Source organism: Deinococcus sp. AB2017081, assembly GCF_034440735.1.
In the GTDB taxonomy this organism is placed as follows: Bacteria; Deinococcota; Deinococci; order Deinococcales; family Deinococcaceae; genus Deinococcus; species Deinococcus rufus.
The window spans coordinates 2,058,020-2,080,261 of the sequence record NZ_CP140098.1; the positions used below are offsets into that span (position 1 = coordinate 2,058,020).

Genomic DNA, 22,242 nt, shown 5'->3' on the forward strand with positions numbered 1-22,242 from the left:
AGTCCGCCACGTGGGGACGAGACCGCCGTCCCTGCGCTCCACGGACACGGTGATACACACGGGCCGATCTGAAGTCACGACGGACGACCGGGGAGCCGCAGAGACTGTCGCGGCTCCCCGGTCGTCGTGGCTGGGATCAGTTCAGGGTCTTGATGTAGGCGTGCAGGTTGGTCACGTCGCTGTCGCTGATCTGCTCGGCCGTGAAGCGCGGCATGGCGGTGCTCAGCTGGCGCTCCGGGGTCTTGCCCTCGCGCAGGGTGGTGAGGAGCTGCGCATCCGTCCAGGCCTTCGGGCCGTCCGCCGTGACCAGACTCGGGCCGACGACGCCCTTGCCGTCCGCGCCGTGGCACCCGGAGCAGTTGGAGGCGTAGATCGTCTCGCCGGCCTTGACGTCTCCGGCGGTCGAGGCCGCTGCCGCCTGCTCGACGGGTTCCTGACCGGTCTCGCCGGCCGTCGCGCCGCCGCCGGGGGGGGTGGTCTCGCTGGTCGCGGGCACGCCGCCGTCCGCGCCGTCGGCACCGCCCGCAGCGGCCACCGCCCCGTTCTCGCCGGTCTGGGTGCCGCCCTCGTTCTGGGCGGCCACGTCGCCGGTCGTGGCCTGGTCATCCGCCGGCCCGGTCACCGCGCTGTTGGGGCTGGGCGCCGACTCGGACGCGGACTGCGAGGCCTCGGCCGCCGGCTCCTCGTGCTCGGCTGTAGCGATCCGGTACCCGGCAATCGAGCCGCCCAGGGTCAGGGCCAGCAGCAGCGTCATGGTGACGGCGAACGTATTCTTCATGATCGCGAGCCTACCATACGGTCAGGGGGCAAATGACCGCCCTGCACGCAGTTCTGTGAGTCCTCACGGCGCTACACTTCACGCATGGATCGGCCCCCCAGACTGGCCTCGCTGGTCGCCAGCAACTCCGACATCCTGGCCGCCCTGGGTGCCGCCGGGTGGGTCGTGGCCGCCGACGACCACAGTGACGCCTCCGGCCTGGAGTCGGCCGTGCGCGTGGGTCTGGATCTGGACATCGACATCCCGGCCCTGGTCGCCACCCGCCCGGATCTGGTGCTCGCCAGCCTGAGCGTGCCCGGTCAGGAGCGCGTGGTGCAGGGCGTGCGTGACGCCGGGCTGAACGTGCTGGTGCTCGATCCGGTCAGTGTGGAGGACACCCTGGCGGATATCCGCATCATCGGGGACGCCATCGGGCTGTCCACGCGGGCCGAGGCCGTCGCGGCGTCGCTCGACGCCGAACTGGACACCCTGCGCCTGACCTTCCCCAAGCCGCCCCGTGTGCTGGTCGAGTGGTGGCCCCGCCCGATCATCGCGGCGACCCGCGAGTCGTGGGTGACGGAGCTGCTGGAGCGGCTGGGAGCCGTGAACGCGCTGGGGGATCGGCCCGGCCGCAGTTCGCCCGTCACGCTGGACGAGGTGCGGGCGGCGCGGACCGACCTGATCGTGTGCTCGTGGTGCGGCGCGAAGCGGCTGCGCCCGGAACTGATCGAGGCCCGTGGCCTGGGCGTGCCGGTCGTCGCCATCCACGAGAGCGGCCTGGGTCGCCCCGGCCCCCGCCTGATCGAGGGCGCACGGCAACTCCACACCGCGCTGTCCGCCCTGCCAGTCGGCGCCCTGTAGCCGGCTCAGCCGGAACGATCGGGCTGCGGCCACCCCAGGATCGCCCGCAGGCCGGTCAGGCAGTCCGACCGGTACGCCGCGAGTTCCGGGTGCGGGTCTGCCAGGAAGCGCACGCTCAGGCCCTCGACGAGGGCCCGCAGCTGCCGTGCCCGCGCGGGGGCGCCGGTCTCGCCCGACAGGCGGGCCAGTTCCAGATCCAGGGCCAGCGTCTCCCGCAGGAAGTCGCGCTGCACGGCCATCAGGGCGTCGTCGCGCGTGGCGGCGGCCAGGAAGTCCAGGGAGACCGTGTAGAAGCGCCGGGTGTTCTCCACGCCGTAGAACTGGTTCTCGACGTAGGCCCGCAGCTTGTCCTCGGGGGTCGCCGCCTGCCGCAGGGCCCGCCGGGTCGCCACGCCGATCGTCCGCGTGAAGCGCCGCACCACCGCCGACAGCAGTCCGGCGCGGCTGCCGAAGTGGTACACCAGCGTGCCCCGGCTCACGCCCGCGTGCGCGGCGATGTCGGCCAGGGTCACGCCGGCGTAGCCCTGCTCGTAGATGGCGAGGTACGCCGCCTTCTCCAGCGCCGTGCGCCGCGCACGGTCCTGGATGGGGTTGACCTTGCGCGCCATATCCGCCCAGCATCCCGGCTGCGGCGGGGGGCGTCAAGCGTGGGTTCCCCGATACACTGCCGGTATGGAACTCCTGAGCGTCTGTGTGGGCCAGCCGCGTGTGGTGAAGAGCAAGTCCGGCTGGAGCGGCATCCACAAGCAGCCCGTGAGCGGCCCCGTCCAGGTGGGCCGTCTCGGCCTAAGCGGCGACCACATCCTGGACACCGCGCACCACGGGGGCACGGAGCAGGCCGTGTACCTCTACACCGCGCCGGACTACGCGGCGTGGGAGGGCGTGCTGGGCCGGACACTGGCCCCCGGCACCTTCGGGGAAAACCTGCTCGTCTCGGAACTGGAGTCCGCACCCATGCGGCTGGGGCAGCGCCTGCGCATCGGGGACGTGGTGTTGGAGGTGGCCTCGGCCCGCGTGCCGTGCGTGACCCTGGCCGAGCGCATGGGCGACCCGGACTTCGTGAAACAATTCCGCGAGATGAGGCGGCCCGGCGTGTACGCCCGGGTACTGCGCGAGGGGCACGTGCAGGCGGGCGACCCCGTGGAGCTGCTGGACGTGGCCCCCGGCGAGAGCGGCACGATTCTGGACAATTTCGAGGCTTGGTTTGGCGGGAGCCCGGCAGCGGCTCCGGTCACCCCCGGCTGAGCACCGCCACCACCACTGTCACGGTCAGGGCGGCCAGGCCCATGCCAATCGAGCTGGCCGCGCCGGTCAGCTCACCTTCCTCGCGGGCCCGCGCCGTGCCGATGCCGTGCGACACGGCCCCCAGGGCGATCCCACGGGCCAGCGGGTGCCGCACGCCCAGCGCCGACAGCACGGGCGGCAGGATCAGTGCCCCGAGCAGTCCCGACAGCACCGCCAGGGTGGCGGCCAGGGCCGGGGGTGCCCCGGTCAGGCCCGCGAGCTGCAGGGCCACCGGGCTCGTCGCCGGGGCGGTCAGCAGCGAGCGCTGGGCGTCGTCACTGAGGTTCAGGGCGTGGGCCAGGCCCGCGTCGACCGCCACGCCGGCCAGGGTGCCGGCCAGCCCGCCGATCACCAGCGCCCGCCACTGCCGGGCCAGCAGTGACCGCAGGCGGTACAGCGGCACGGCCAGGGCCACCACCGCCGGGCCGAGGACATTCTGGAGCGGGGTCACGTCCCGCAGGTAGGTGTCGTAGGGGATCCGCAGGGCCAGCAGCACCGCCGCGACGGCCAGCGTGGCGATCAGGGTCGGGTTGGCGACGGGTGAGCGGAGCCGGGCCTGGGCGACCACACCCAGCGCGAAGGCCAGCAGCGTGACGGCGATCCATGTCACGGCTCTGCCTGCACCAGCCGCGACGCCAGCACCCCCGCCAGCCCGGCCCCCACCAGCAGGCCCGCCGCCATGACCAGCAGCCACCAGCCCCACGCCGCTCCCGCCGACAGGTAGCCGATAACACCGACTGTGGCGGGCACGAACAGCAGGCCCAGGATGCCCAGCAGGCCGTCGGCGGCGTCCGCGATCCAGTGCAGCCGGATGACCCGTGTACCCAGCGCGGCCCACAGCAGCGCCATGCCCGTCACGGAGCCCGGCAGCGGCAGGTGCAGCGCCGTGACCAGACCCTGCCCCAGCGCTGCGAAGGCGGTCAGGATCCCCAGGCCCAGCACGAACCGGGCGGGTGCGGGCAGCCGGGCGGTGACGGACTCCGCGCCCAGCCCGGTCACGGCACCGTCACTCACGGCGCGGCAGTCAGGTCAGCCAGCATGCCGCGCACGACCTGCTTGGCGTGGCGGGCCACGCGGGGCATGAACTCGCGGTAGTCCACGTCCGCGCCGGTGTCGGCGGTGTCGCTCACCGAACGGATCACCACGAAGGGCACGCCGGCCTTGGCGCAGACCTGGGCCACCGCCGCGCCCTCCATCTCGGCGCACGCCGCGCCGAAGGTCTCGCGCAGGCGGGTCACGCCCGGCACCGACGCGATGAACTGGTCGCCACTCGCCACGCGGCCCTCGACGACCTGCACGCCCTCCACGGCCTGCGCCGCCCGCACTGCTGCGGCCCGCAGCTCCGGGTCGGCGGGCCACGCGGGGAGCTCACCGGGCACCGTGCCCACCTCGTAGCCCAGGGGGGTCACGTCCACGTCGTGCTGCACGAGATCTGTACTGACCACGATGTCGCCGACCCGCAGCTCCGGGTGCACGCCGCCGGCCACGCCCGTGAAGACCACGCGGCTCGCGCCGTGCACCAGCAGGTACGTGGTCGTCATGGCCGCGTTCACCTTGCCGATCCCGCCGCGCGTGAGCAGCACCGGCACGCCGTCCAGCACGCCCCGGTGTACCGTCACGCCGGGCAGCGTGACGTCCTCGCGCTCCCGCAGATCCGCCAACAGCAGTTCGATCTCCTCGTCCATTGCGCCCATGATCGCCAACACCCCGCCAGTGTACGCGCGGTCTTGCAGGACGTTCACACGCCCGGCGTATGCTCGGACGCATGACGAGCCTTCCCCCGCAGGCTGCCGACACGCGCGACGCCCTGGACGTGACCGCGCTGCGCCACCCGGACTCGATCAAGTGGACGCTGTACGGCCCGGACGTCATCCCGCTGTGGGTGGCCGACATGGACTATCCGGTCGCACCGGCCATTCTGGAGGCGCTTCAGGAGCGGCTGACCCGTGGCCTGGGTTACCACCAGCTGCGCGGCGACCCCGACCTGCTCACGCTGCTGCGAGCGCATCTGGCCACGCAGGGGCTGGACGGCCTTCAGGACGATGGGATTGCCCTGCTGCCGGGTGTGGTGCCAGGGCTCTACGCGGCGGTGCACGCCCTGACGACCCCCGGCGAACCGGTCGTGACCATGACACCCATCTACCACCCGTTCCATCTGGCGATCACCGATCTGGGCCGCCGGGTCGCGGGCGTGCCCCTGCGCGAGGGCGAGGACGGGTACGAGGTGAACTGGGCCGCCCTGGACGCCGCCTCACGCGGGAGCCGCCTGCTCATGCTGTGCCATCCGCACAACCCCACTGGGCGGGTGTGGACGGCGGGGGAGCTGGAAAAGCTGCGCGACCTGGCCATCGCCCGCGACCTGTTCGTGGTCAGCGACGAGCTGCATGCGGACCTGCGCTTCACCGGCGAGGCCTTCGAGGCCTTCGCTGCCGACCCGCGCGTGCGCAGCCGCACCATCACCCTGACCGGGCCGTGCAAGGCGTACAACACCGCCGGCCTGGGCATCGGCGCGATGGTGGGCCACAACGCGGCCCTGGTCAAGCGCGTGCGTTCGGCCGCCGGCGGCCTGATGGGCCACGAGGGAGCCCTGAGCGTGACCATGTGGCGGGCGGCCCTTCAGGGGGCGGGGCCGTGGCTTCAGGACACCGTGGCGTACCTCCAGGGCAACCGCGATTTCCTGATGGCCTACCTGCGCGAGCATGCGCCGTGGATCCGGGCCTACACCCCCGAGGCCACCTACCTGGCATGGCTTGATCTGCGCGAGCACCCCCGTGCCGGCACCATCCAGCAGTTCCTGCTCGACGAGGCCCGGATCGCCGTCCACGATGGCCCGGTCTTCGCGCCTGATGCCCATAAGACCCAGTACCAGGGCTTCATCCGCGTGAACTTTGCCACCAGCCGCGCGATCCTGACCGAGGCGCTGGAGCGCATGACGGCCGCGCTGGACAAAGCTCGGTAGGGGATGGTCAGCCCGGCACCGAGTCCGCCACCAGCCCACGCAGCCGGGTGATCAGCGGGTGCAGGCGGTCGCGCCGGAGCTTCAGGGCAGCGCGGTTCACGATCAGGCGGGCGCTGGAGTGGAACAGCACGTCCAGTTCCTCCAGATTGTTCGCCCGCAGCGTGCCGCCGGTCTGTACGAGGTCGATCACGGCGTCGGCCAGGCCGGTCAGGGCCGCGAGTTCGATGTTGCCGTTCAGCTTCACGATCTCGGCCGGAACGCCCTGTGCGTTCAGATAGGCGCGCGCGGCCCGGGGGTATTTCGTGCCCACACGGTTGACCGGCCCGGCGGCACCCACTTCCCGGATCAGGGACAGGCGGCACGGAGCGAACCGCAGGTCGAGCGGCTCATACACGGTGCGGCCGGACTCGACCAGCACATCCTTGCCCACGATCCCGGCGTCCGCGACACCCAGATCGACGTACACCGGCACGTCCTGGTTCCTCAGCTCCAGCACGGTCACGCCGGGGAACTCGTGGCGCAGGGCGCGGGACTTCTCGGGTTTCGTCAGGGGCAGTCCAGCGCGCGACAGCAGGTCAATGGCGTCGTCGAGGATCCGGCCCTTCGGCAGGGCCAGGGTCAGGTGATCGGGGGCACGATCCGGCAGCGGGGTCATGCGCCCACCTCCTGCCACGTGTGGCCCGCGATCCAGCGCGTGATGCCGCGCTCGCGGCTGTAGGCGTCCAGGGCGGCGCGGTCGTCCGTCCACGCCAGCTCCGCGTGTAGGCCGGCGGCGCGGGCAGTCTGTGCGCCGGCCAGATCCAGCGCCAGCACCACCTCGGGTTCGGGGGGCAGGGCGGCGGCGGCCGCGCGGGCCAGACGCTCCAGGCCGATGGCAAAGCCGGCCCCAGGCAGGCCGCCCTCCAGCGCGTAGCGGCCGCCGCCCAGCACCGGCTGGTTCAGTCCCGGCGAATACGCCCGGAAGGTCACGCCGGTGTAGTAGTCGTAGCGGCGGCTCACGCCCAGATCGAACAGCAGCGGCCGGCCGAAGTGAACCGCGACCTCGCGCAGGTGCGTCACGGCCGCGCGGGCACGTGCGCCCTGGGCCAGGGCTGCCGCCTCGTCCAGCACCTCCGGACCGCCGTACAGCTCGGTCAGGGCATGCAGCGTGGCCGTGACCCCGGCCGATAGGCCGTCGCGCCGCGCCAGGACATCCACGTCCGCGCCGCTCTTGCGGTCGATGGCGTGGTGCAATTCTTCACGCGCGTGGCCGTGCAGCCCGGCGTCCTCCAGCACGGCGTCCACGAAGCCGGGAAAGCCCAGTTCCAGCCGGGCGTCCACGCCGACGTCACGCAGGGCGGCGTCGGCCAGGTGCAGCAGCTCGGCGTCAGCGTGGGCGCTCTCCACGCCGATGAGTTCCACGCCGGACTGGTTGAACTCGCGCAGCCGCCCCAGTTCGCTGGTCAGGGCCCGCAGCCACAGGCGGCCCGCGTACTGCAGCCGCAGCGGAAACGGCCCGGCCGGGAAGCGCGTGCGGGCCAGCCGGCCCACGGCGGTCGTGAACTCGCTGCGCAGCGCGAGCACCTGTCCGCCCGAGTCGATCAGCTTGAAGGCCAGCGCGTCCTGAGGATGCGCGGCGCTCGCGTACTCCAGGGCCGGCACCTCCACACCCCGGTACCCCCAGGCGCTGAAGGTCGCCGCCAGCCGGGCGCGCAGAGCCTCGCGCTGGGCCCACTCAGGCGGCAGGACGTCGCGGGTGCCTTCCGGGATACCGGGGGCGGAGGGGCGGGACGGGGGGCGGGCGGACGCACTCACGGGGGGCATTGTATGCGGCGTCTGGCACGTCCATGTGGGACGGGTCAGGTGACCGGGCCGGCGTGCCCGGTATACTCCGGGCCATGCGCCGCGCCCGCTCCCTCGTGACCGTCCTGAGTGCGGGGGCCGTGGCCGTCGGGCTGGCGTCCAGCCTGGGGAGCTGTGCCCGAACCACAGACACCTTCAAGCCGCGCATCACGATCAGCAATGCGGACGGTGCGGCCAGCCGGGCACGGTCGTTTGTCGTGGACGGCTACGTACTCGACGACACGGGGGTCACGCAGATCACGGTGGACGGCACGCCCATCCCGATCCTGCCCGGCAGCCGCAAGCTGGCCCGCTTCCAGTTCAAGACCCTGATCCAGGGCAGCACCGGCAAGTACACGATCACCGCGCAGGACGCCGCCGGAAACCGCAGCACCGTGATCCTGCCGGTGACGGTGGATGCCCAGCGCCCCGCCATCTCGGTCACGCGCTTCGAGCGGTCCGGCACCCTGATCCGCGTGACCGGCACGGCCCGCGACAACACCCGCGTCGTGCAGATGCTCGTGGACGGCAACCAGATCAACATCACCCCCGGCCGCGAGGTCGAGTTCTACGCCGAGACGACCGGCATCTGGGCCGATCTGGAGGCCGTGGACGCGGCCGGAAACCGCGTGACCCTGCGCGCCCGCTGAGCCGGCCGCGCCCCGCTCCTCCGGTTGGGTGACGTGCGCGGAACACCGGCCGCGCTACCGTGCGTCCATGGAGTCACTCATCCACACCATCCTCGCGTTCTCGTACATCGGGATCTTCCTGATCGTGTTCGCCGAGACCGGCCTGCTGCTGGGCTTCTTCCTGCCCGGCGACAGCCTGCTGATCACCGCCGGGCTGTTCGCGGCCAGCGGTGACCTGTCACTGGTGGGGGTGATGGCGGCGGTGGTGGCCGGCGGCATCCTGGGCTGCGTGGCCGGGTATTTCATCGGTCACCGGTTCGGGCCGGCGGTGTTCCGGAACCAGGAATCGCGGTTCTTCAAGCCCTCGTATGTCACCGAGGCCGAGAAGTTCTTCACGCACTACGGCTGGCAGTCGGTGGTGCTGGCCCGCTTCGTGCCGATCGTCCGGACGCTGGTGCCCACCCTGGCGGGCGTGAGCCGCATGCCGCTGGGGATCTTCACCGCGTACAACGTGCTCGGGGCGCTGCTGTGGGGCGTCTCGCTGCCGGCACTCGCCTATTTCTTCGGGAAGCTCATCCCGAACCTCGACCAGTACGTCCTGCTGATCGTGGCGGTGGTGCTGGTCGTGAGCGTCATTCCCGTGGTTCTCAAGGTCGTGCAGGCCCGCCGGGCGTGACGCCTGGGAGGGGCGCTACGGTCTGAGCGGCCGGGGCGGCCTACGCTGCGCGGGTGACTGCCCAGGTTGCTTCCCGCCCCACTCCGGACACGCTGCCCGCCCCGCCGCACCTGCCCGAGGTCGCCCGGCGGCTGCGCGAACGGTACCTGCCGGATCCGCCGGTGCCCACGCGCATGGCAGAGCCGCTGGACGGCCTGATCTCGACGATCCTTTCGCAGCAGAACACTGCGCCGATCACCCGGCGGCAGTTCGCGGCGCTCAAGACGGTCTATCCCCGCTGGGAAGCGGCCCTGGCCGACGGCCCGGACGGCATCGAGACGGTGCTGAAGGAGGCGGGCGGCGGCCTGTCCAGGATCAAGGCCGGCTACATCCACGCGGCGCTGGCGCATCTGGACGAGACGCGCGGTGAGCTGAGCCTGCGCGACCTGCGGGATCTCCCGGACGACGCGGTGCGTGCCCTGCTGGAGGACATGCCCGGCGTGGGCATGAAGACCGCGAGCTGTGTCCTCTTATTTGACCTCGCCCGGCCCGCCATGCCGGTGGACACGCACATCTGGCGCCTCGCGGGGCGGCTGGGGCTCACGCCGGAGCCGTGGAACGCCGTCAAGGTCGAGCGCTGGTTCGACCGGGTGTTGCCGCGCGAATGGGCCGACCGGTACACCTTCCACGTGTCGGCCATCCGGCACGGGCGTGAGACCTGCCGGGCGCGGCATCCGCGCTGCGACACGTGCGTGCTCCTCGACCTGTGCCCGGCGGCGGCGCTGCTCGCCCCGGCCACCGCCGGCCGGCCCGCTATGCTCCAGCCATGACGTCATCGCCCCGAACCCGTGACCTGGAGGTCGCCACCCGCCTCGCCCTGGAGGCCGGCGAGCTGCTGCGTGCCCACCTGCGTGCCGGCCTGACCGTCGAGCACAAGACCTCCATCGACGATCCTGTCACGGCGGCCGACCGAGAGGCGTCGCACCTGATCACCGCTGGGCTGGCCGCCGCCTTCCCCGACGACGGCCTCCTGAGCGAGGAGGAGGCCGACAGCGACCGCCGGCTGGTCCGGGAGCGGGTGTGGATCGTCGATCCCATCGACGGTACGAAGGAATACGCATCCGGCAGCGACGACTACTGCGTGAGCATCGGCCTGGCGGTGGCCGGGGAGCCGGTGCTGGGCGTGGTGTACGCGCCGGCCACGGATGAACTCTTCGCGGGGACAGTGGGTGGCGATGTGAGCTACCGGGGGCCACGGGCCGCCGGCACCGGCTCCGCACCGTGGCGCGTCGCCGTGTCCGACACCGAGCACGGGCGGGAACTGCACCGCGTGGGCCTGCCGGGCCTGCATCCCAGCGGCAGCATCGCCCTCAAACTGGCCCGGATCGCGGCCGGGCACGCCGACGCGACCTTCACGATGTCGCCGCGCAGCGAGTGGGACATCGCCGCCGGGCACGCGCTGGTACGGGCCGCCGGAGGCGACCTGCGCCGCCGCGACGGCCAGCCGATCACGTACAACCGGCCCTCGCCGCACGTCGAGCAGGGCATCATCGGCGGCACCCCGGCGGCGCTGGAGTGGCTGGAGGGCCAGTTGCGGGACTTCGGCCTGCCGACCGCGCACCTGGGCCTGCGCCCGGACGCGCCCGCCTGGACGACCCTGGACGCGGCGGATCAGGCGGCCCTGAGCGGCCACCCCGGCGTCTTCATCCGCCACGCCGGGGGGCGGGTGCTGGCCCTGCTGGTCGTCGATCCTGCCACGCGCACCGTCGAGCGGGCCCACGGGGACGCCTTCCATCTGGAGCGCCTGACGCGGGATGTCACGCGGGCCCTCGGTGCCCTCACGCCGGCCGGGCGCTAGGCTGAGCGGCATGCCCGAGCACGCGTCCACACCTCCGCCGGTCGGTGAATCGGGGGACGGAGCGCGCGTGACCCTCAAGCCGCTGCTGGAGTTCACGTCGGCCGAGTGGCGGACCCTGCACGGCTTCTTCCGCAACCGTGAGCTGGCCGACTGGAACGACGCCAAGCCGATCCACCTGCCCGAGTGGCTGTTCCGCCGCATCATGCAGGATGAGGAGCGCGGCGGCGAGCGCGCCGGCTTCGGCATCCTGGACGCGCGCGGTGTCCTGATCGGCAGCGCGGAGCTGTACGACCTGCGGCCCCCGCCTCCGCTGGCGGCCACCACCGGCACGCTGGGGATCATGATCGGGTACCCGGAGCTGTGGGGCCACGGGTACGGGCGCGGCGGCGTGAATGCCCTGCTGCGCTGGGCCTTCGAGATCCGTGACCCACCGCTGCACCGGATCCGGCTGACCACCTTCGGGCACAACCGCCGCGCCCAGCGGGCCTTCGCGGCGTGTGGCTTCCACGAGACCGGCCGAACCGAACGCCCCGGACGGGTGGATGTCCACATGGAACTCAGCCGCAGCGAGTGGCGTTCCCTTAACGCGCCTCCGGCACAATAGCCGTCATGCGTGTACTGCTCCCGGATCTCCCTGAATTCCGAGCCCTCAGGACCACCTCCGAGCGCAGTGTGCCGGGCTGCGACCTGGCGTACTACGTTGACGGGCACGTGCCGGACGGCGAGGCCACGGGGGTCGTGCTGTGGTTTGCCTCAGCGGAGACCCGTGATCGCCTGCTCGCCACGCCGGGCCTGAAGTGGGTGCTGACCCTGACTGCCGGAATCGACCACATCCGGAATCTGATCCCGCCGGGGGTGCAGCTCTACAACGCCAACCGGCTGCACGAGCGGGCCGTGGCGGTGCACGCGCTGGCCGGAATGCTCACGGCCGCACGCGGCTTCCACCGCTTCCGGGATGCGCAGGCCCGCCGCGAGTGGGCCTCACCGAAGACCATCAGCGAGTCCGGGCTGGTCAGCCTCGACCGTGCCCGCGTGGTGCTGTGGGGCTTCGGGCACATCGGCCGGAATCTGGAAGACCTGCTGCGTCCATTCGACGTGTTCCTGAACGGCATTTCCTCGGCGACCACCGACAGCGAGCGCGACGAGTTCCTGGAGACCGCCGACTTCGTCGTGCTGCTGCTGCCCAGCACGCCCGACACGGTCGGTATCGTGAATGCCGACATCCTGGGCCGGATCAGGCGCGGCGCGTGGCTGGTCAACGTCGGGCGCGGCAATCTGATCGTCCGGGATGACCTGATCGCCGCCCTCCACAGCGGACAGCTGTCGGGGGCCGTACTGGACGTGACCGATCCCGAGCCGCTGCCGCAGGACGATCCCCTGTGGGCCGAGGAGAACGTGGTCATCACTCCGCACATCGCCAGCACCACGACCGATCTGGTGTACCGGGGGGCCAGCCTGACCCGCGACTTCCTGATCGACTTCCAGCAGGGCCGTGAGCCGGAGGGTCTCGTCGAATCCTGGCGCAAGTACTGAGCGTCAGGGCCTCATGGTCAGCGCAGCTCGGGCAACGCCCGCGTGTGGTCGTCGATCAGGCCGCCGCCCAGCAGCCGAGGGCCGGCGTACAGCACGGCGCTCTGGCCGGGGGCCACGGCGAACTGCGGCTCCGCGAACGACAACTCGAAGGAATCTGAGTCGGCACGGATCACGCGGGCCTTCACGGGTGTCGAGCGGTAGCGTACCTGCACCTCCAGTTCGGCCGGCAGGTCGGCCAGATCGAGCAGGTAGTTCGCCGCGCTCGCCCGCAGGCCCGTCCACAGGCAGTCGGCATGGTCGCCCACCCACACGGTATTCGTGTCGGGATCGAGGTGAACCACATAGCGAACCACATGCGACTGATACAGGTCCAGGCCCTTCTTCTGGCCCAGCGTGTAGAACTGCGTGCCCAGGTGGTCGCCCACCCGCTCCCCGCTGCTGATCTCGCGGATCGCGCCGCTCGCCTGCGGCACGTACTCGGCCACGAAGTCCTGCACCTTGCCCGGCACGAAGCAGATGTTCTGGCTCTCGGGCTTGCGGGCGGTCAGCAGGCCGCGTTCCTCGGCAATCTCGCGCACGCGGGGCTTCTCCAGCTCTCCGACCGGGAACAGGATGTAGGGCAGCGCGTCACGCGGCGTGCCCCACAGGAAATAGGTCTGATCCTTGCGGGGATCGTCGCCCCGCCAGAATTCGACCTCGCCTGCCGCGTTCTCGACGCGCTTGACGTAATGCCCGGTCGCCACGTAGCGGCAGCCGAGCATCCGGGCCTTCTTGACCAGTTCGTCGAACTTCACCTTGGTGTTGCAGTTCACGCAGGGGTTAGGCGTGCGCCCCCTGCGGTACTCGTCCAGAAACGGCCCGACGATGTGGCGCTGGAACTGTTCGCGGTAGTCCAGCAGGTAGAACGGCACGCCTACCTGTTCGGCCACGCGCCGCGCCTCGTAGGCCGCGTCGGGCGAGCAGCACGTGTCGAAGGTGTCCACCCGCTTGTCGTCGGGCCAGAAGCGCATCATCGCGCCGATCACCTCGTAGCCCTGTTCCTTGAGCAGCGACGCGGTGACCGAACTGTCCACACCCCCGGACATCGCGCACAGCACCCGCTGCCCCGTGCCGGCGGCAGGGGAGACGGTGGAGGTGGTCGCGGCAGACGGAGCGCTCATACAGCCGCGCAGCTTAACAGGTTCGGTGTGGTGGCCGGCGTGAGCAGGAGGGCAATTCGGGGACGCGGCCGGGCAGCGAGCGAACCCCTCGGTTTCACAGCTCTGCGAGTCCGCCCACTCGGGTCGTCTTTCCGCAAGTGGAAGCAAGAATTACTCAGCTCCATTGAAACGCTAGATGTGCAGTGCGATGGAGCGCGGCTGGAACGCATCTTTTAGTCCCTCCCCCTTACCACGCTCGATGTGCAATAGAAATTGCGCTGTGCTGGTCGCGATGTTTGCCCCCTCCCTCCTTGTGGGGGAGGGTTGGGGAGGGGGGTGTCGGGCACGGCTTGCCCGTGTGCTGGACGCCATCCCTCTGTTCTGCCTTGACACGGCGGATTCTTTTGGTACATCAAGTGTCCCCAGGGAACGGGCTCCATAAACCTCCAAACCAGATACAGCCACCTCTAGCGTCTCCACCCCCTCCCACCTCCCCGGCCAGACTGGACGAGGCCACCCCGCCCCGCCGGATCCGCGCCGCCCGGTACACTCGCTGCGTGAGCATTCCCCGTGACGCCCTGCAAGCCGCTGCCGACGCCCACGGCACGCCCCTGTACGTCTACGACGCCGCCGAACTGGACGCGGCGCTGGCCCGGGTGCGGGACGCTTTTGGGGACGCCCGCGTGTACTACGCGATGAAGGCCAATCCGAACCTGACGCTGCTGCGCCGCCTGCACGCGGCGGGCGTGGGCTTCGAGTGTGTCAGTGCCGGCGAACTGGCCCGGGCCGAGCACATCGGCGCGGCGGGGGCGAACATTCTCGTGAACGGCCCTGCGAAATCCGAGGCGGAATACGCGGCCGGTGCCCGGCTGGGCGCGACCTTCATCGTCGACCGTGCCGAGGAGGTCTCGCTGCTGCCGCCGGCGTCCCGGGCGCTGGTGCGCGTGAATCCGGCGCTGGCGGTCAGTACGCATGACCACCTCGCCACGGGCGCGGCCGGGAGCAAGTTCGGCGTCACGCTGGAACAGGCCCCACGGGTGCTGGATGCCCTGCGGGCAGCCGGTCACGACGCGCTGGGCCTGCACGTCCACATCGGCAGCGCGATCCGTGACGCGGGAGATTTTACGGCCGCGTTTGGCCGTCTGACAGACCTGCGTGAACGAACTGGCCCGCTGACGGTGCTCGATGCGGGCGGCGGTTGGGGCCTGGACGCCGACCTGCATGGCATTGCCCGCGAGGCCCGGCACGCGGCGCAGGCGTTCGGGGCCGAGCTGTGGGTGGAACCCGGCCGTTACCTCGTGGCGCGGGCCGGGCAGCTCCTGACACGGGTGGTCGGCACCAAGCACACCGGGCGGAACTTCGTGCTGGTCGATGCCGGCATGACCGAGCTGCTGCGGCCCATGCTGTACGGAGCGGTGCATCCCGTGGCCCCGCTGTGGAGTGCCCCGGATCAGCAGGCCTGGGACATCGCCGGCCCCGCGTGCGAGAGCGGCGACGTGCTGGCGCGGGACGTGCCGCTGCCCACCCCGGAGCGCGGGCACCTGCTGGCATTCGCCGAGGCCGGGGCCTATGGCGCCGCCATGAGCAGCACGTACCTGACCCGCTCCCGCCCCGCCGAGGTGCTGTGCGAGGGTGATCAGTGGACGCTGGTTCGCCGCCGCGAGACGCCCCAGGACGTGTGGGCCGCCGAGGAGTGAGGCCAGTCCGCAGTCCCAGCCCTCAGAACGAGCTGCCGCCCCCGACACGCACGCCCTCGTAGTACGCATACGCGGCCGTGTAGCACGCGGGCCGGGCGTACCAGCTCTTGGCGGCGCAGATACCCTTCATGTTCGCGTAGAAGGCGTCGTCGCTGCTCAGGCGGTTGGCGTCGGTGCGCTGGTAGACCTTCAGGTTGCGGTACGCGAAGTCGTGGCCGTTGCACGCGGGCCGGAAGTCCTCGCGGTAGCCCAGGCCCAGGCCGTCGGGGGCGCTGCACCCGTCGCGCGACCAGTCCAGCCCCGGATACGGCAGGCTGCCCGAGGTCGCGTAGGCCCCGTACTGCGTGTTGTAGTTGCTGACGGTGCCCCAGCCCGTGCGCTTGATGTACGCCAGCCGTTCGCTGGCGAGATCCAGGCCGCCGATCTGTGGTGCCGCCGGACGGTGGAGCACGGTCGCCCGTTCGCCGTAAGCCTCCTGAAGCGCGGCGAGCAGGCCGGGGTCGCCGGCATAGCGGCGCAGGATCGCCTGGCTGCCGGCGTCCTGCAGTTCCGGCCGGGCGGCGTACGACGAGGTAGAGGTGGCCTGGGCGACCTCCGGGGTGCTCTGTGAGCAGGCAGCCAGAAGGACGACGGTACACAGCGCGGTGAGGGGCACGTGGCGCATTCGGGGCAGCTCCTTTCCGGAACGGGGGGGCGGTGGGTTGTCGGTCACCCCGAGTGTAAAGGTGCGGGTCAGGGCCGTGCCAGCACCCCCCCATATCATGGCGGGCGTGAGTGTTCCGCCCGCATCCCAGCCGCAGTCCCAGCCCGTGCCCGACACGACCCGCGCCCGGATTCAGCATGAGGCCGCGCGGCTGTTCGTCCAGGGCGGCTACCACGGGGTGAGCATGCGCGAGGTGGCCCAGGCGGTCGGGGTGACCAAACCGGCGCTGTATCACCATTTCGCCGACAAGGAGGCGCTGTTCCTGTCGCTGCTCGACGGCGCGGTGGGGGGGCTGGCACGGTTGGTGGCCGCCGCGTCCGCGCAGCACGACCTGCGCACCCAGCTGCACACCCTGATCGACGGTCTGATCGCCAGCGCCCCCGAGCAGCGTGTGGGCCTGCAACTGGCCGGGGAGCTGCGCCACATCGATGCCGCGCGCCGCGCCGCCTTCGAGGTGGCGTATCGCCGCGTGTGGATGGGTGGCCTGACCGAGCTGTTCGAGTACGCGGCCGCGCGCGGGGAGCTGCGCGTGGATCTGCCGCCCGCCACCCTGACGCGGGCCTTCCTGGCGCTGCTGTATCCACTCGTGACCGGGACGCCGCCGGCCGATCCGCCGGGCACCGCCCGCGCCCTGCTGGCGGTGTATCTGGACGGGGCCACCCCCCACTGACCCCCGTCCATGAAGGGCCTTCATGTGCCTGACATGAACGGTGTAGACTTTCTCCACGAACATGGCTGGCGACGCGCCGCACGGGCGCGGTGACGGGAATTCTCCCTCTTCGGTGTCCTGGACGTGCGTGGCAGCGTCCCCTTCCCCCAACTGTGGAGTTACACAATGGAATCACTGTTCGCCTGGGTGACCCAGCCGGAGGCTTGGCTGGCCTTCGCCACACTGCTGATGCTCGAGATCGTGCTCGGGATCGACAACGTCATCTTCATCTCGATCCTGGCTGGGAAGCTCCCGCCGGAGCAGCAGCAGCGGGCCCGAACCGTCGGTCTGATGGCGGCGCTGCTCATGCGCCTGGGACTGCTGTTCTCGATCACATGGGTCTACAGTCTCAAGACGGATCTGTTCGCCATCGGGGGCATGGGCTTCTCGGGGCGCGACCTGATCCTCATCGGAGGTGGCCTGTTCCTGCTCTACAAAGCCGTGGTCGAGATGCACGAGCAGCTCGAGGGCCACGGCGCGGCGGTCGGTGCGGGCGATGCGAAGGTCACCGGAGCCGTCTCCCGGGGCTTCGCGGCGACGATCGCTCAGATCATGGTGCTGGACATCGTCTTCAGTCTGGACTCGGTGATCACGGCGGTCGGGATGGCCGATGACATCGGGGTGATGGTGGCGGCCGTCGTGGTGACGGTGGCGATCATGCTGTTCGCGGCACGGCCGATCGGCGAGTTCGTGCAGGCCCACCCCACGGTCAAGATGCTGGCCCTCGCCTTCCTGCTCCTGATCGGTGTGAACCTGGTGGCCGACGGGTTCGGGTTCAAGATTCCCAAGGGATACACGTACTTCGCCATGGGGTTCTCGCTGGCGGTCGAGTTCCTGAACCTGCGGGCACGGCGGCTGCGCGCGGCCGCCGCCCCGGATCCGCATCCCGAGCCGGGCGTCCAGTCGTAGGTCACCGCAGGACAGCGGCGCGCCGGGCATGCTCCCGGCGCGCCGCCCTGCCGAACCCGACCGGGCCGCGATCCGCTAGCATGGCCGCGCCATAGAGGAGGCTCCGCTGTGCCCGTCACCCGTCTGGAAATCTGTACCGAACACCTGTCCATTGATGACCGCGAGAACCTGCTGGACGCCGTCTGGAGTGCCCTGCGGATCAGTCCGGGCATGGTGACAGCCGACGGGAACGTCGAACTCACCCTGAGTCAGTGTGGGGCCACGACCGCCCCCGAGGACGCCCCGCTCGTCCGGGTGGACGGCCACGAGTACCGCAATGTCACGCCTGAGCGGCTCGTCACCCTGATGAAGCGCTGGTCGCGCTGAGCAAGGCGCTCACGGTGGTGCCGGACTCAGCGCTGCCGGCGCCCTCAACGCTCCCAGTGCCGCCTCCAGCGTCGTGTCCCGGCCCGTGGTGGTCAGCGCCGCCACGTCCAGCGGAGCGACCACGTCGGGCGTGACCCGTTCCGGAAGGGGCTGGGTCTCGGTGAGAAAGCCGCGCAGCACCGTGACCGTGAGCAGGCCGCCATCGGGCAGGGCCTCGAAGGTCACGCCGCTGTTGCACACCCCGCGCGTCACCTCACCCACCGCCGGCACGCCGGCCTGCTGGGCGTAATACGCGAAGACCTCGGCACACGACGCGGTGTCGGGGCCGACGAGCACGGCGGCCGGGCCTGACCACACCCGCGTGGCGGGCGGGGGCGTGCCCGGCGCAGGGGGGCGGCGGGGCACGCCCCCGTTGAGTCCCAGCATGGTCTGGGCTCCCCAGCGGAACTGCATGCGGTACGTCACCGGCGCGAAGATGCTCGCTGCGGCCACACACTGGTTCAGCCCCCCACCGGAGTTGAAGCGCAGGTCCACGACCAGTCCCCGGGCGCCCCGTGCCTGGGCCTCCTGCACCCGCTTGAGGAACAGGTCGGCCGAGTCGGCCGGCAGGAAGGAGGGAATCGTGACGACCGCCACCTGCCCGTCCGTACCGGCCCACGCGAGGGTCGGTTCGTCGCGTGGCGCGAGGGCCGTGGTTTCCAGACTGAGGGCGACGTCGGCTGCACCGGCCCGCCGGACGGTGACGGCCAGCGTCTCCCACTCGCGTTCCAGCTTCGTGAACTCGTTCGGCCCCACGGCCGCGTTCTCCAGGCCGCGCCGACCGGCCGCCTGGCCGTTCACGGTGGTCAGGACGTCACGCGCCTGCAGGCCGGCCTCGGCCGCCGGGCTGCCCGGGATCACCGATACCACCAGCAGGCCGCCGTCCACCCGCACGACCCGGACGCCCGAGCGCTGTACCGGCAGGTTGCGGGAGATCTCGTCGAGCCTCCGGGCGGCGTCGGGGTCGCGGACGCTGGTGTGGGCGTCGCCGAGTTCGGTGAACAGCTGGGTCAGCACCTCGCGCGCCGTGCCATACGGGCATGTCTCGGTCTGGGCGGCGCACCGTTCGTCCAGCACCGCACGGTACTTGCGGGTCAGGGTATCCAGATCCGCCGCCGACCAGCCGTAATAGTCGCGCGCCACCTCGTCGGCTGCGGCCCGGAACAGGTCGGTCGCGGGGCTGGCATGGGCGGCCACGCCCAGGACGCTGCCCGCGACCAGGACGCGCAGGGTGACGGAGCGCCGCCATACGGACGCGGTGGAAGGCACACGTCAGCGTAGGCCGCCGGACAGGTGAAGATCAGATCAAGGCCACAATTGGTGCCCGCCCCGGGTGGGCGTCACAGGCGGGCCTGCGCCTTGAGGTTGGTCAGCTCCACCGTCTCGCCCTGGATGGCCGTGCCCGTGACGACCTGAAAGCCGAAATAGCCGCGCCCGCTCCTGGCGGCGGTGTCCAGCGCCGGGCCGCTGAGCGTGAAGGGCACGCTGGCCCGCGCCTGCACGTTCAGCGTACCGATCCCCTGCGCCGTCTCGTCCTGGGGCTCACAGGCGTAGAGGGTCGGTGCGCCCAGCACGCCCGGCACGCGCATGCACCGGCCCTCCAGCGCGTCCAGGGAGGGCCGGACATACAGCTTCACGGTTCCCAGGGTTCCCCCGGAGGCCGCGTCGTACAGCGCGTCCCCTCGGATCGTGAGTCCCTGGAGGGCGGCGGGCAGGGTCGAGCCGCGCAGGCCGTCCTGATCCACGTACACCACCTTCCCCTGCGTGATGAAGGTGTTGGCGAGCGGCACGGTGGTGTCCGGGAGCGGCACGCTGGGCGTGGGGATGGTGCCGCATGCGGCCAGCAGCGGCGCGAGCAGGAGACGGGCATGGGGACGTCGGCTGGACATGGGGGGCCTCCGGTCAGGCGGGGGACGGGGACGACGGGTGGACGCTGCCCGCCACCATAGCGACTGCGTCTGACAGGCGGGTCACACGCTCTGCTAGCCTTGGCCCGTGAAGCGCCGTCCCACCGTCACCCTCCAGGCCGCCGCCGTCCGGCGCATCGCGGGCCGCTACCCCTTCGGGCACCGTGCCGACATCGCCAGCAGCGACGCGGGCATCGAGCCGGGCGAGGTCGTGGACGTGCGCGGCCCCACCGGCCCGGTACTGGCCCGGGGCTACTTCAATCCGGACGGCGGTACTCCCCTGCGCCTGCTCACGTGGACCGGCGAGGACATCGACGCCGCGTTCTACCGGCGGCGGGTGCGTGCGGCCCTGGAACGCCGCGCCGGGCGGATCCACGGCACCGACGCCATGCGCGTCCTGCATGCCGAGGCCGATGGGCTGCCCGGTGTCGTGGCGGATCAGTTCGGCTCCGTGCTGGCGGTGCAGCTGCGCAACGCCGGCGTGGAGCGCCACCGCGACGTGATCGTGCAGGCCCTGAAGGCCGAGACGGGGGCCGAGTCCGCCTACGAGCGCAGCGATACCGGGGAGCGCCGCCGGGAGGGCCTCGACCTGCGTTCCGGCGTCCTGTGGGGTGAGGTTCCGGAGCGGGTGACCTTCCACGAGGACGATCTCAAGCTGCACTTCGCGCCCATGGACGCCCAGAAGACCGGATTCTTCCTCGACCAGCGCGACAACCGCCGGATGCTGCGCTCCATGGTGCAGCCGGGGCAGGGCTTCCTCGACGTGTACTCGTACACCGGAGGCTTCAGTCTGCACGCGGCGAAGGCTGGGGCACAGGCCGTCGCCGTCGACAAGGATCAGGTCGCCCTGGCCGCGCTGGAGGGAGCCGCCCGAACCAACGGCGTGCAGGTCGGCGTACGCTGGGGCGATGCGCTGGAGGTGCTGCGTACCCTCTCCAGGGATCGCCGCCGCTTCCAGGTGGCTGTGCTCGACCCGCCCACCCTGGCCAAGCGCCGGGACGACGTGCCCGGAGCCAAGCGGATCTTCACCGACGGCGCGGCGCTGGCGCTGGGCATGCTCGACCCCGGCGGGCTGCTGCTGGTCAGCACGTGTGCCCACTACATCCGCGTGGACGACCTGCTCGACGCGTCCCGGGTGGCCGCCGCCACCGCCGGCTGCGACGCCGAGGTGCTGGACGTGACCTACCAGCCCGCCGATCATCCGCACCTGCTCAGCGTGCCCGAGAGCCTGTACCTCAAGAGTGTGCTGCTGCGCCGACAGACCTGACCGCAGAGTTCAGAGGCAGTGAGAGATGCCCTCACTGCCTCTGAACCGAGCGGAGCGAGTCCTTGACAGGGCAGCGGCCTCCGTGGAGCCCTGGGGCATCGTCACAGCCCCGGGGCGCAACTGAACACCGCTGTGGGTCGCTGCGGTGCCGCTGGCCCATGGGCATCACGGTCGCAACGGACACCCCCACACGCCCCGCGTCCTGACCGCTCACAGCGACTGGTGTGGCGTGGATCGATCGCACCGGGTGCCGGAGCGGTTCCGGCCGCAGGGCACGGTGGGGAGGGCATGGTGCGGATGACCGCGGTGTGTGAACCCGTGCCGTCGGCCCCGGCGAACCGTGGGGTATGGAGAGGACGGTGTTTCGGCCGCCTCCGTCCCGTTCCAGGTTGGGCAGGTGGTTCTGGAGTGGACGCCGGATCGCATATGCTACGGACTACATGAGCGCCGTGATTCACCTGCAAGCGCTGGGCCTGACCGAATACGAGGCCCGCGCGTACACCGCCCTGCTGGCCCTGGGCCGGGCCGTCCCTGCCCGCGTGGCCCGTCAGGCGGGCATCCCACGTCCCAAGATCTACGAGACGCTCGAGCGCCTCGAGGGGCGTGGTCTGGCCGCCAAGGTGGGTCAGAATCCGCTGGAGTATGCGCCCCTGAGCGCCCGGGAGTACCTGTCGCGGGCCCGGCGATCGTTCGATGACCGGCTGGGCGCCCTCGAGCGCGATCTGACCCGCCTGGCCCCGGATCCAGCGCCGGAAGCGGTGTACCACCTGTACGGCGAAGCCGCCATCCGCAGCCTGTGCGAGGATCTGACGCTCAATGCCCGGCGCAGCCTGCACATGGCCGGCGACGCCGCCATGGCGCGGTCGCTGGAGCGCCTCACACCTCGGGGCGTCCACCTGCTGGTCAGCAGCCTCACAGGGCTGCCCAGCGTCGCCGCGCAGGGCCAGCGCGCCTTCCTCCTGGCCCGCGACGGCGAGGCGGCGGTCATTGCCCATTTCATCGATGAGGGCGGCAGCGGTGAGGCCCACGGCGTCCACACCCACAACCCCGTGATCATCCACCTGATCGAGGGCTACGTGGAACTCGCCGCCCGCAGTCCGCAGGTGCCCCATGACGCGGTGCAGGCGCCCAGTTGACAACCTCGGGAAC

The 22,242-nt window shown here is 71.2% G+C and carries 26 protein-coding genes; 15 read left to right on the top strand and 11 right to left on the bottom strand.

Features of this window, described 5'->3' with window-relative positions:
• Positions 1–136: 136 nt before the first annotated feature.
• The gene (locus U2P90_RS09885; RefSeq protein ID WP_295818501.1) at positions 137–778 is read right to left on the bottom strand and encodes a c-type cytochrome; all 642 of its coding nucleotides are present in this window, start codon (positions 776–778) and stop codon (positions 137–139) included.
• An 84-nt stretch (positions 779–862) separates the two neighbouring features.
• On the opposite strand from U2P90_RS09885, the gene U2P90_RS09890 reads away from it, so the two are divergent.
• Positions 863–1,618, top strand: coding sequence for a helical backbone metal receptor (locus U2P90_RS09890; RefSeq protein ID WP_322471966.1), 756 nt, complete (start codon positions 863–865; stop codon positions 1,616–1,618).
• 5 nt (positions 1,619–1,623) lie between these two features.
• On the opposite strand, the gene U2P90_RS09895 is transcribed toward U2P90_RS09890, so the two are convergent.
• Positions 1,624–2,226, bottom strand: coding sequence for a TetR/AcrR family transcriptional regulator (locus U2P90_RS09895; protein WP_322471967.1), 603 nt, complete (start codon positions 2,224–2,226; stop codon positions 1,624–1,626).
• 64 nt (positions 2,227–2,290) lie between these two features.
• Here U2P90_RS09895 and U2P90_RS09900 point away from each other — a divergent pair, with 64 nt between their 5' ends.
• On the top strand, positions 2,291–2,863 hold the full coding sequence (locus tag U2P90_RS09900) for an MOSC domain-containing protein (RefSeq protein WP_322471968.1): 573 nt from the start codon (positions 2,291–2,293) through the stop codon (positions 2,861–2,863).
• On the opposite strand, the gene U2P90_RS09905 is transcribed toward U2P90_RS09900, so the two are convergent.
• From U2P90_RS09905 to U2P90_RS09915, 3 genes are read right to left on the bottom strand one after another with little or no spacing between them, the layout of a single operon-like run.
• A complete protein-coding gene (locus U2P90_RS09905; protein WP_322471969.1) occupies positions 2,850–3,512 on the bottom strand; it encodes an LrgB family protein in 663 nt (220 codons plus the stop codon). The two genes, U2P90_RS09900 and U2P90_RS09905, sit on opposite strands and share 14 nt — an antisense overlap.
• On the bottom strand, positions 3,509–3,916 hold the full coding sequence (locus U2P90_RS09910; protein WP_322471970.1) for a CidA/LrgA family protein: 408 nt from the start codon (positions 3,914–3,916) through the stop codon (positions 3,509–3,511). The genes U2P90_RS09905 and U2P90_RS09910 overlap by 4 nt, the downstream gene beginning before the upstream one ends.
• Complete coding sequence (locus U2P90_RS09915; RefSeq protein ID WP_322471971.1) at positions 3,913–4,608, bottom strand: 5'-methylthioadenosine/adenosylhomocysteine nucleosidase; 696 nt, start codon at positions 4,606–4,608, stop codon at positions 3,913–3,915. Before U2P90_RS09915 ends, U2P90_RS09910 begins: the two co-directional genes overlap by 4 nt.
• A gap of 59 nt (positions 4,609–4,667) precedes the next feature.
• On the opposite strand from U2P90_RS09915, the gene U2P90_RS09920 reads away from it, so the two are divergent.
• A complete protein-coding gene (locus U2P90_RS09920; RefSeq protein ID WP_322471972.1) occupies positions 4,668–5,861 on the top strand; it encodes a MalY/PatB family protein in 1,194 nt (397 codons plus the stop codon).
• 7 nt (positions 5,862–5,868) lie between these two features.
• On the opposite strand, the gene hisG is transcribed toward U2P90_RS09920, so the two are convergent.
• Both hisG and U2P90_RS09930 read right to left on the bottom strand, forming a co-directional pair.
• Positions 5,869–6,516, bottom strand: a complete 648-nt coding sequence (gene hisG, locus U2P90_RS09925; RefSeq protein ID WP_322471973.1) for an ATP phosphoribosyltransferase — start codon at positions 6,514–6,516, stop codon at positions 5,869–5,871.
• Positions 6,513–7,664, bottom strand: a complete 1,152-nt coding sequence (locus tag U2P90_RS09930) for an ATP phosphoribosyltransferase regulatory subunit (RefSeq protein WP_322471974.1) — start codon at positions 7,662–7,664, stop codon at positions 6,513–6,515. Before U2P90_RS09930 ends, hisG begins: the two co-directional genes overlap by 4 nt.
• A 74-nt stretch (positions 7,665–7,738) precedes the next feature.
• Here U2P90_RS09930 and U2P90_RS09935 point away from each other — a divergent pair, with 74 nt between their 5' ends.
• The 6 genes from U2P90_RS09935 to U2P90_RS09960 all read left to right on the top strand — a co-directional run bounded on the left by U2P90_RS09935 (position 7,739) and on the right by U2P90_RS09960 (position 12,357).
• The gene (locus tag U2P90_RS09935) at positions 7,739–8,332 is read left to right on the top strand and encodes a hypothetical protein (protein ID WP_295818535.1); all 594 of its coding nucleotides are present in this window, start codon (positions 7,739–7,741) and stop codon (positions 8,330–8,332) included.
• A 67-nt stretch (positions 8,333–8,399) separates the two neighbouring features.
• Positions 8,400–8,987 carry a DedA family protein gene (locus U2P90_RS09940; protein WP_295818537.1) on the top strand — a complete coding sequence of 196 codons (588 nt, stop codon included), beginning with the start codon at positions 8,400–8,402 and terminating at the stop codon, positions 8,985–8,987.
• 53 nt (positions 8,988–9,040) lie between these two features.
• A complete protein-coding gene (locus U2P90_RS09945; protein ID WP_295818538.1) occupies positions 9,041–9,796 on the top strand; it encodes an endonuclease III domain-containing protein in 756 nt (251 codons plus the stop codon).
• Positions 9,793–10,824 (top strand): 3'(2'),5'-bisphosphate nucleotidase CysQ, encoded by a 1,032-nt coding sequence (locus tag U2P90_RS09950; protein ID WP_322471975.1) that lies wholly within the window; start codon positions 9,793–9,795, stop codon positions 10,822–10,824. Before U2P90_RS09945 ends, U2P90_RS09950 begins: the two co-directional genes overlap by 4 nt.
• 10 nt (positions 10,825–10,834) lie before the next feature.
• A complete protein-coding gene (locus tag U2P90_RS09955; RefSeq protein ID WP_295818543.1) occupies positions 10,835–11,428 on the top strand; it encodes a GNAT family N-acetyltransferase in 594 nt (197 codons plus the stop codon).
• A 5-nt stretch (positions 11,429–11,433) separates the two neighbouring features.
• Positions 11,434–12,357 (top strand): NAD(P)-dependent oxidoreductase, encoded by a 924-nt coding sequence (locus U2P90_RS09960; RefSeq protein ID WP_322471976.1) that lies wholly within the window; start codon positions 11,434–11,436, stop codon positions 12,355–12,357.
• Between the two features lie 17 nt (positions 12,358–12,374).
• Here U2P90_RS09960 and mnmA read toward each other — a convergent pair whose 3' ends face one another.
• Positions 12,375–13,517 carry a tRNA 2-thiouridine(34) synthase MnmA gene (gene mnmA / locus U2P90_RS09965; RefSeq protein WP_322471977.1) on the bottom strand — a complete coding sequence of 381 codons (1,143 nt, stop codon included), beginning with the start codon at positions 13,515–13,517 and terminating at the stop codon, positions 12,375–12,377.
• Positions 13,518–14,053: 536 nt separating this feature from the next.
• Between mnmA and lysA the strand changes: the two genes are divergently transcribed.
• Entirely contained in the window at positions 14,054–15,193 is a 1,140-nt protein-coding gene (lysA, locus tag U2P90_RS09970) for a diaminopimelate decarboxylase (RefSeq protein ID WP_322471978.1), read from the top strand.
• Positions 15,194–15,215: 22 nt separating this feature from the next.
• Here lysA and U2P90_RS09975 read toward each other — a convergent pair whose 3' ends face one another.
• On the bottom strand, positions 15,216–15,857 hold the full coding sequence (locus U2P90_RS09975; protein WP_322471979.1) for a phospholipase A2: 642 nt from the start codon (positions 15,855–15,857) through the stop codon (positions 15,216–15,218).
• 97 nt (positions 15,858–15,954) lie between these two features.
• Here U2P90_RS09975 and U2P90_RS09980 point away from each other — a divergent pair, with 97 nt between their 5' ends.
• From U2P90_RS09980 to U2P90_RS09990, 3 genes are all read left to right on the top strand, one after another.
• Positions 15,955–16,566 carry a TetR/AcrR family transcriptional regulator gene (locus U2P90_RS09980; RefSeq protein WP_380103378.1) on the top strand — a complete coding sequence of 204 codons (612 nt, stop codon included), beginning with the start codon at positions 15,955–15,957 and terminating at the stop codon, positions 16,564–16,566.
• A gap of 165 nt (positions 16,567–16,731) precedes the next feature.
• A complete protein-coding gene (locus U2P90_RS09985; protein ID WP_295818553.1) occupies positions 16,732–17,514 on the top strand; it encodes a TerC family protein in 783 nt (260 codons plus the stop codon).
• Positions 17,515–17,622: 108 nt separating this feature from the next.
• The gene (locus U2P90_RS09990) at positions 17,623–17,880 is read left to right on the top strand and encodes an NAD(P)H-dependent oxidoreductase subunit E (RefSeq protein WP_295818554.1); all 258 of its coding nucleotides are present in this window, start codon (positions 17,623–17,625) and stop codon (positions 17,878–17,880) included.
• Between the two features lie 9 nt (positions 17,881–17,889).
• On the opposite strand, the gene U2P90_RS09995 is transcribed toward U2P90_RS09990, so the two are convergent.
• Together U2P90_RS09995 and U2P90_RS10000 are read right to left on the bottom strand one after the other, a co-directional pair.
• Positions 17,890–19,188 (bottom strand): S41 family peptidase, encoded by a 1,299-nt coding sequence (locus U2P90_RS09995; RefSeq protein WP_322471981.1) that lies wholly within the window; start codon positions 19,186–19,188, stop codon positions 17,890–17,892.
• Between the two features lie 71 nt (positions 19,189–19,259).
• Positions 19,260–19,808, bottom strand: coding sequence for a hypothetical protein (locus U2P90_RS10000; RefSeq protein ID WP_322471982.1), 549 nt, complete (start codon positions 19,806–19,808; stop codon positions 19,260–19,262).
• A gap of 106 nt (positions 19,809–19,914) precedes the next feature.
• Here U2P90_RS10000 and U2P90_RS10005 point away from each other — a divergent pair, with 106 nt between their 5' ends.
• Positions 19,915–21,093 (top strand): class I SAM-dependent rRNA methyltransferase, encoded by a 1,179-nt coding sequence (locus U2P90_RS10005; RefSeq protein WP_322471983.1) that lies wholly within the window; start codon positions 19,915–19,917, stop codon positions 21,091–21,093.
• A 440-nt stretch (positions 21,094–21,533) separates the two neighbouring features.
• Positions 21,534–22,229, top strand: coding sequence for a TrmB family transcriptional regulator (locus U2P90_RS10010; protein WP_322471984.1), 696 nt, complete (start codon positions 21,534–21,536; stop codon positions 22,227–22,229).
• Positions 22,230–22,242: the final 13 nt, after the last annotated feature.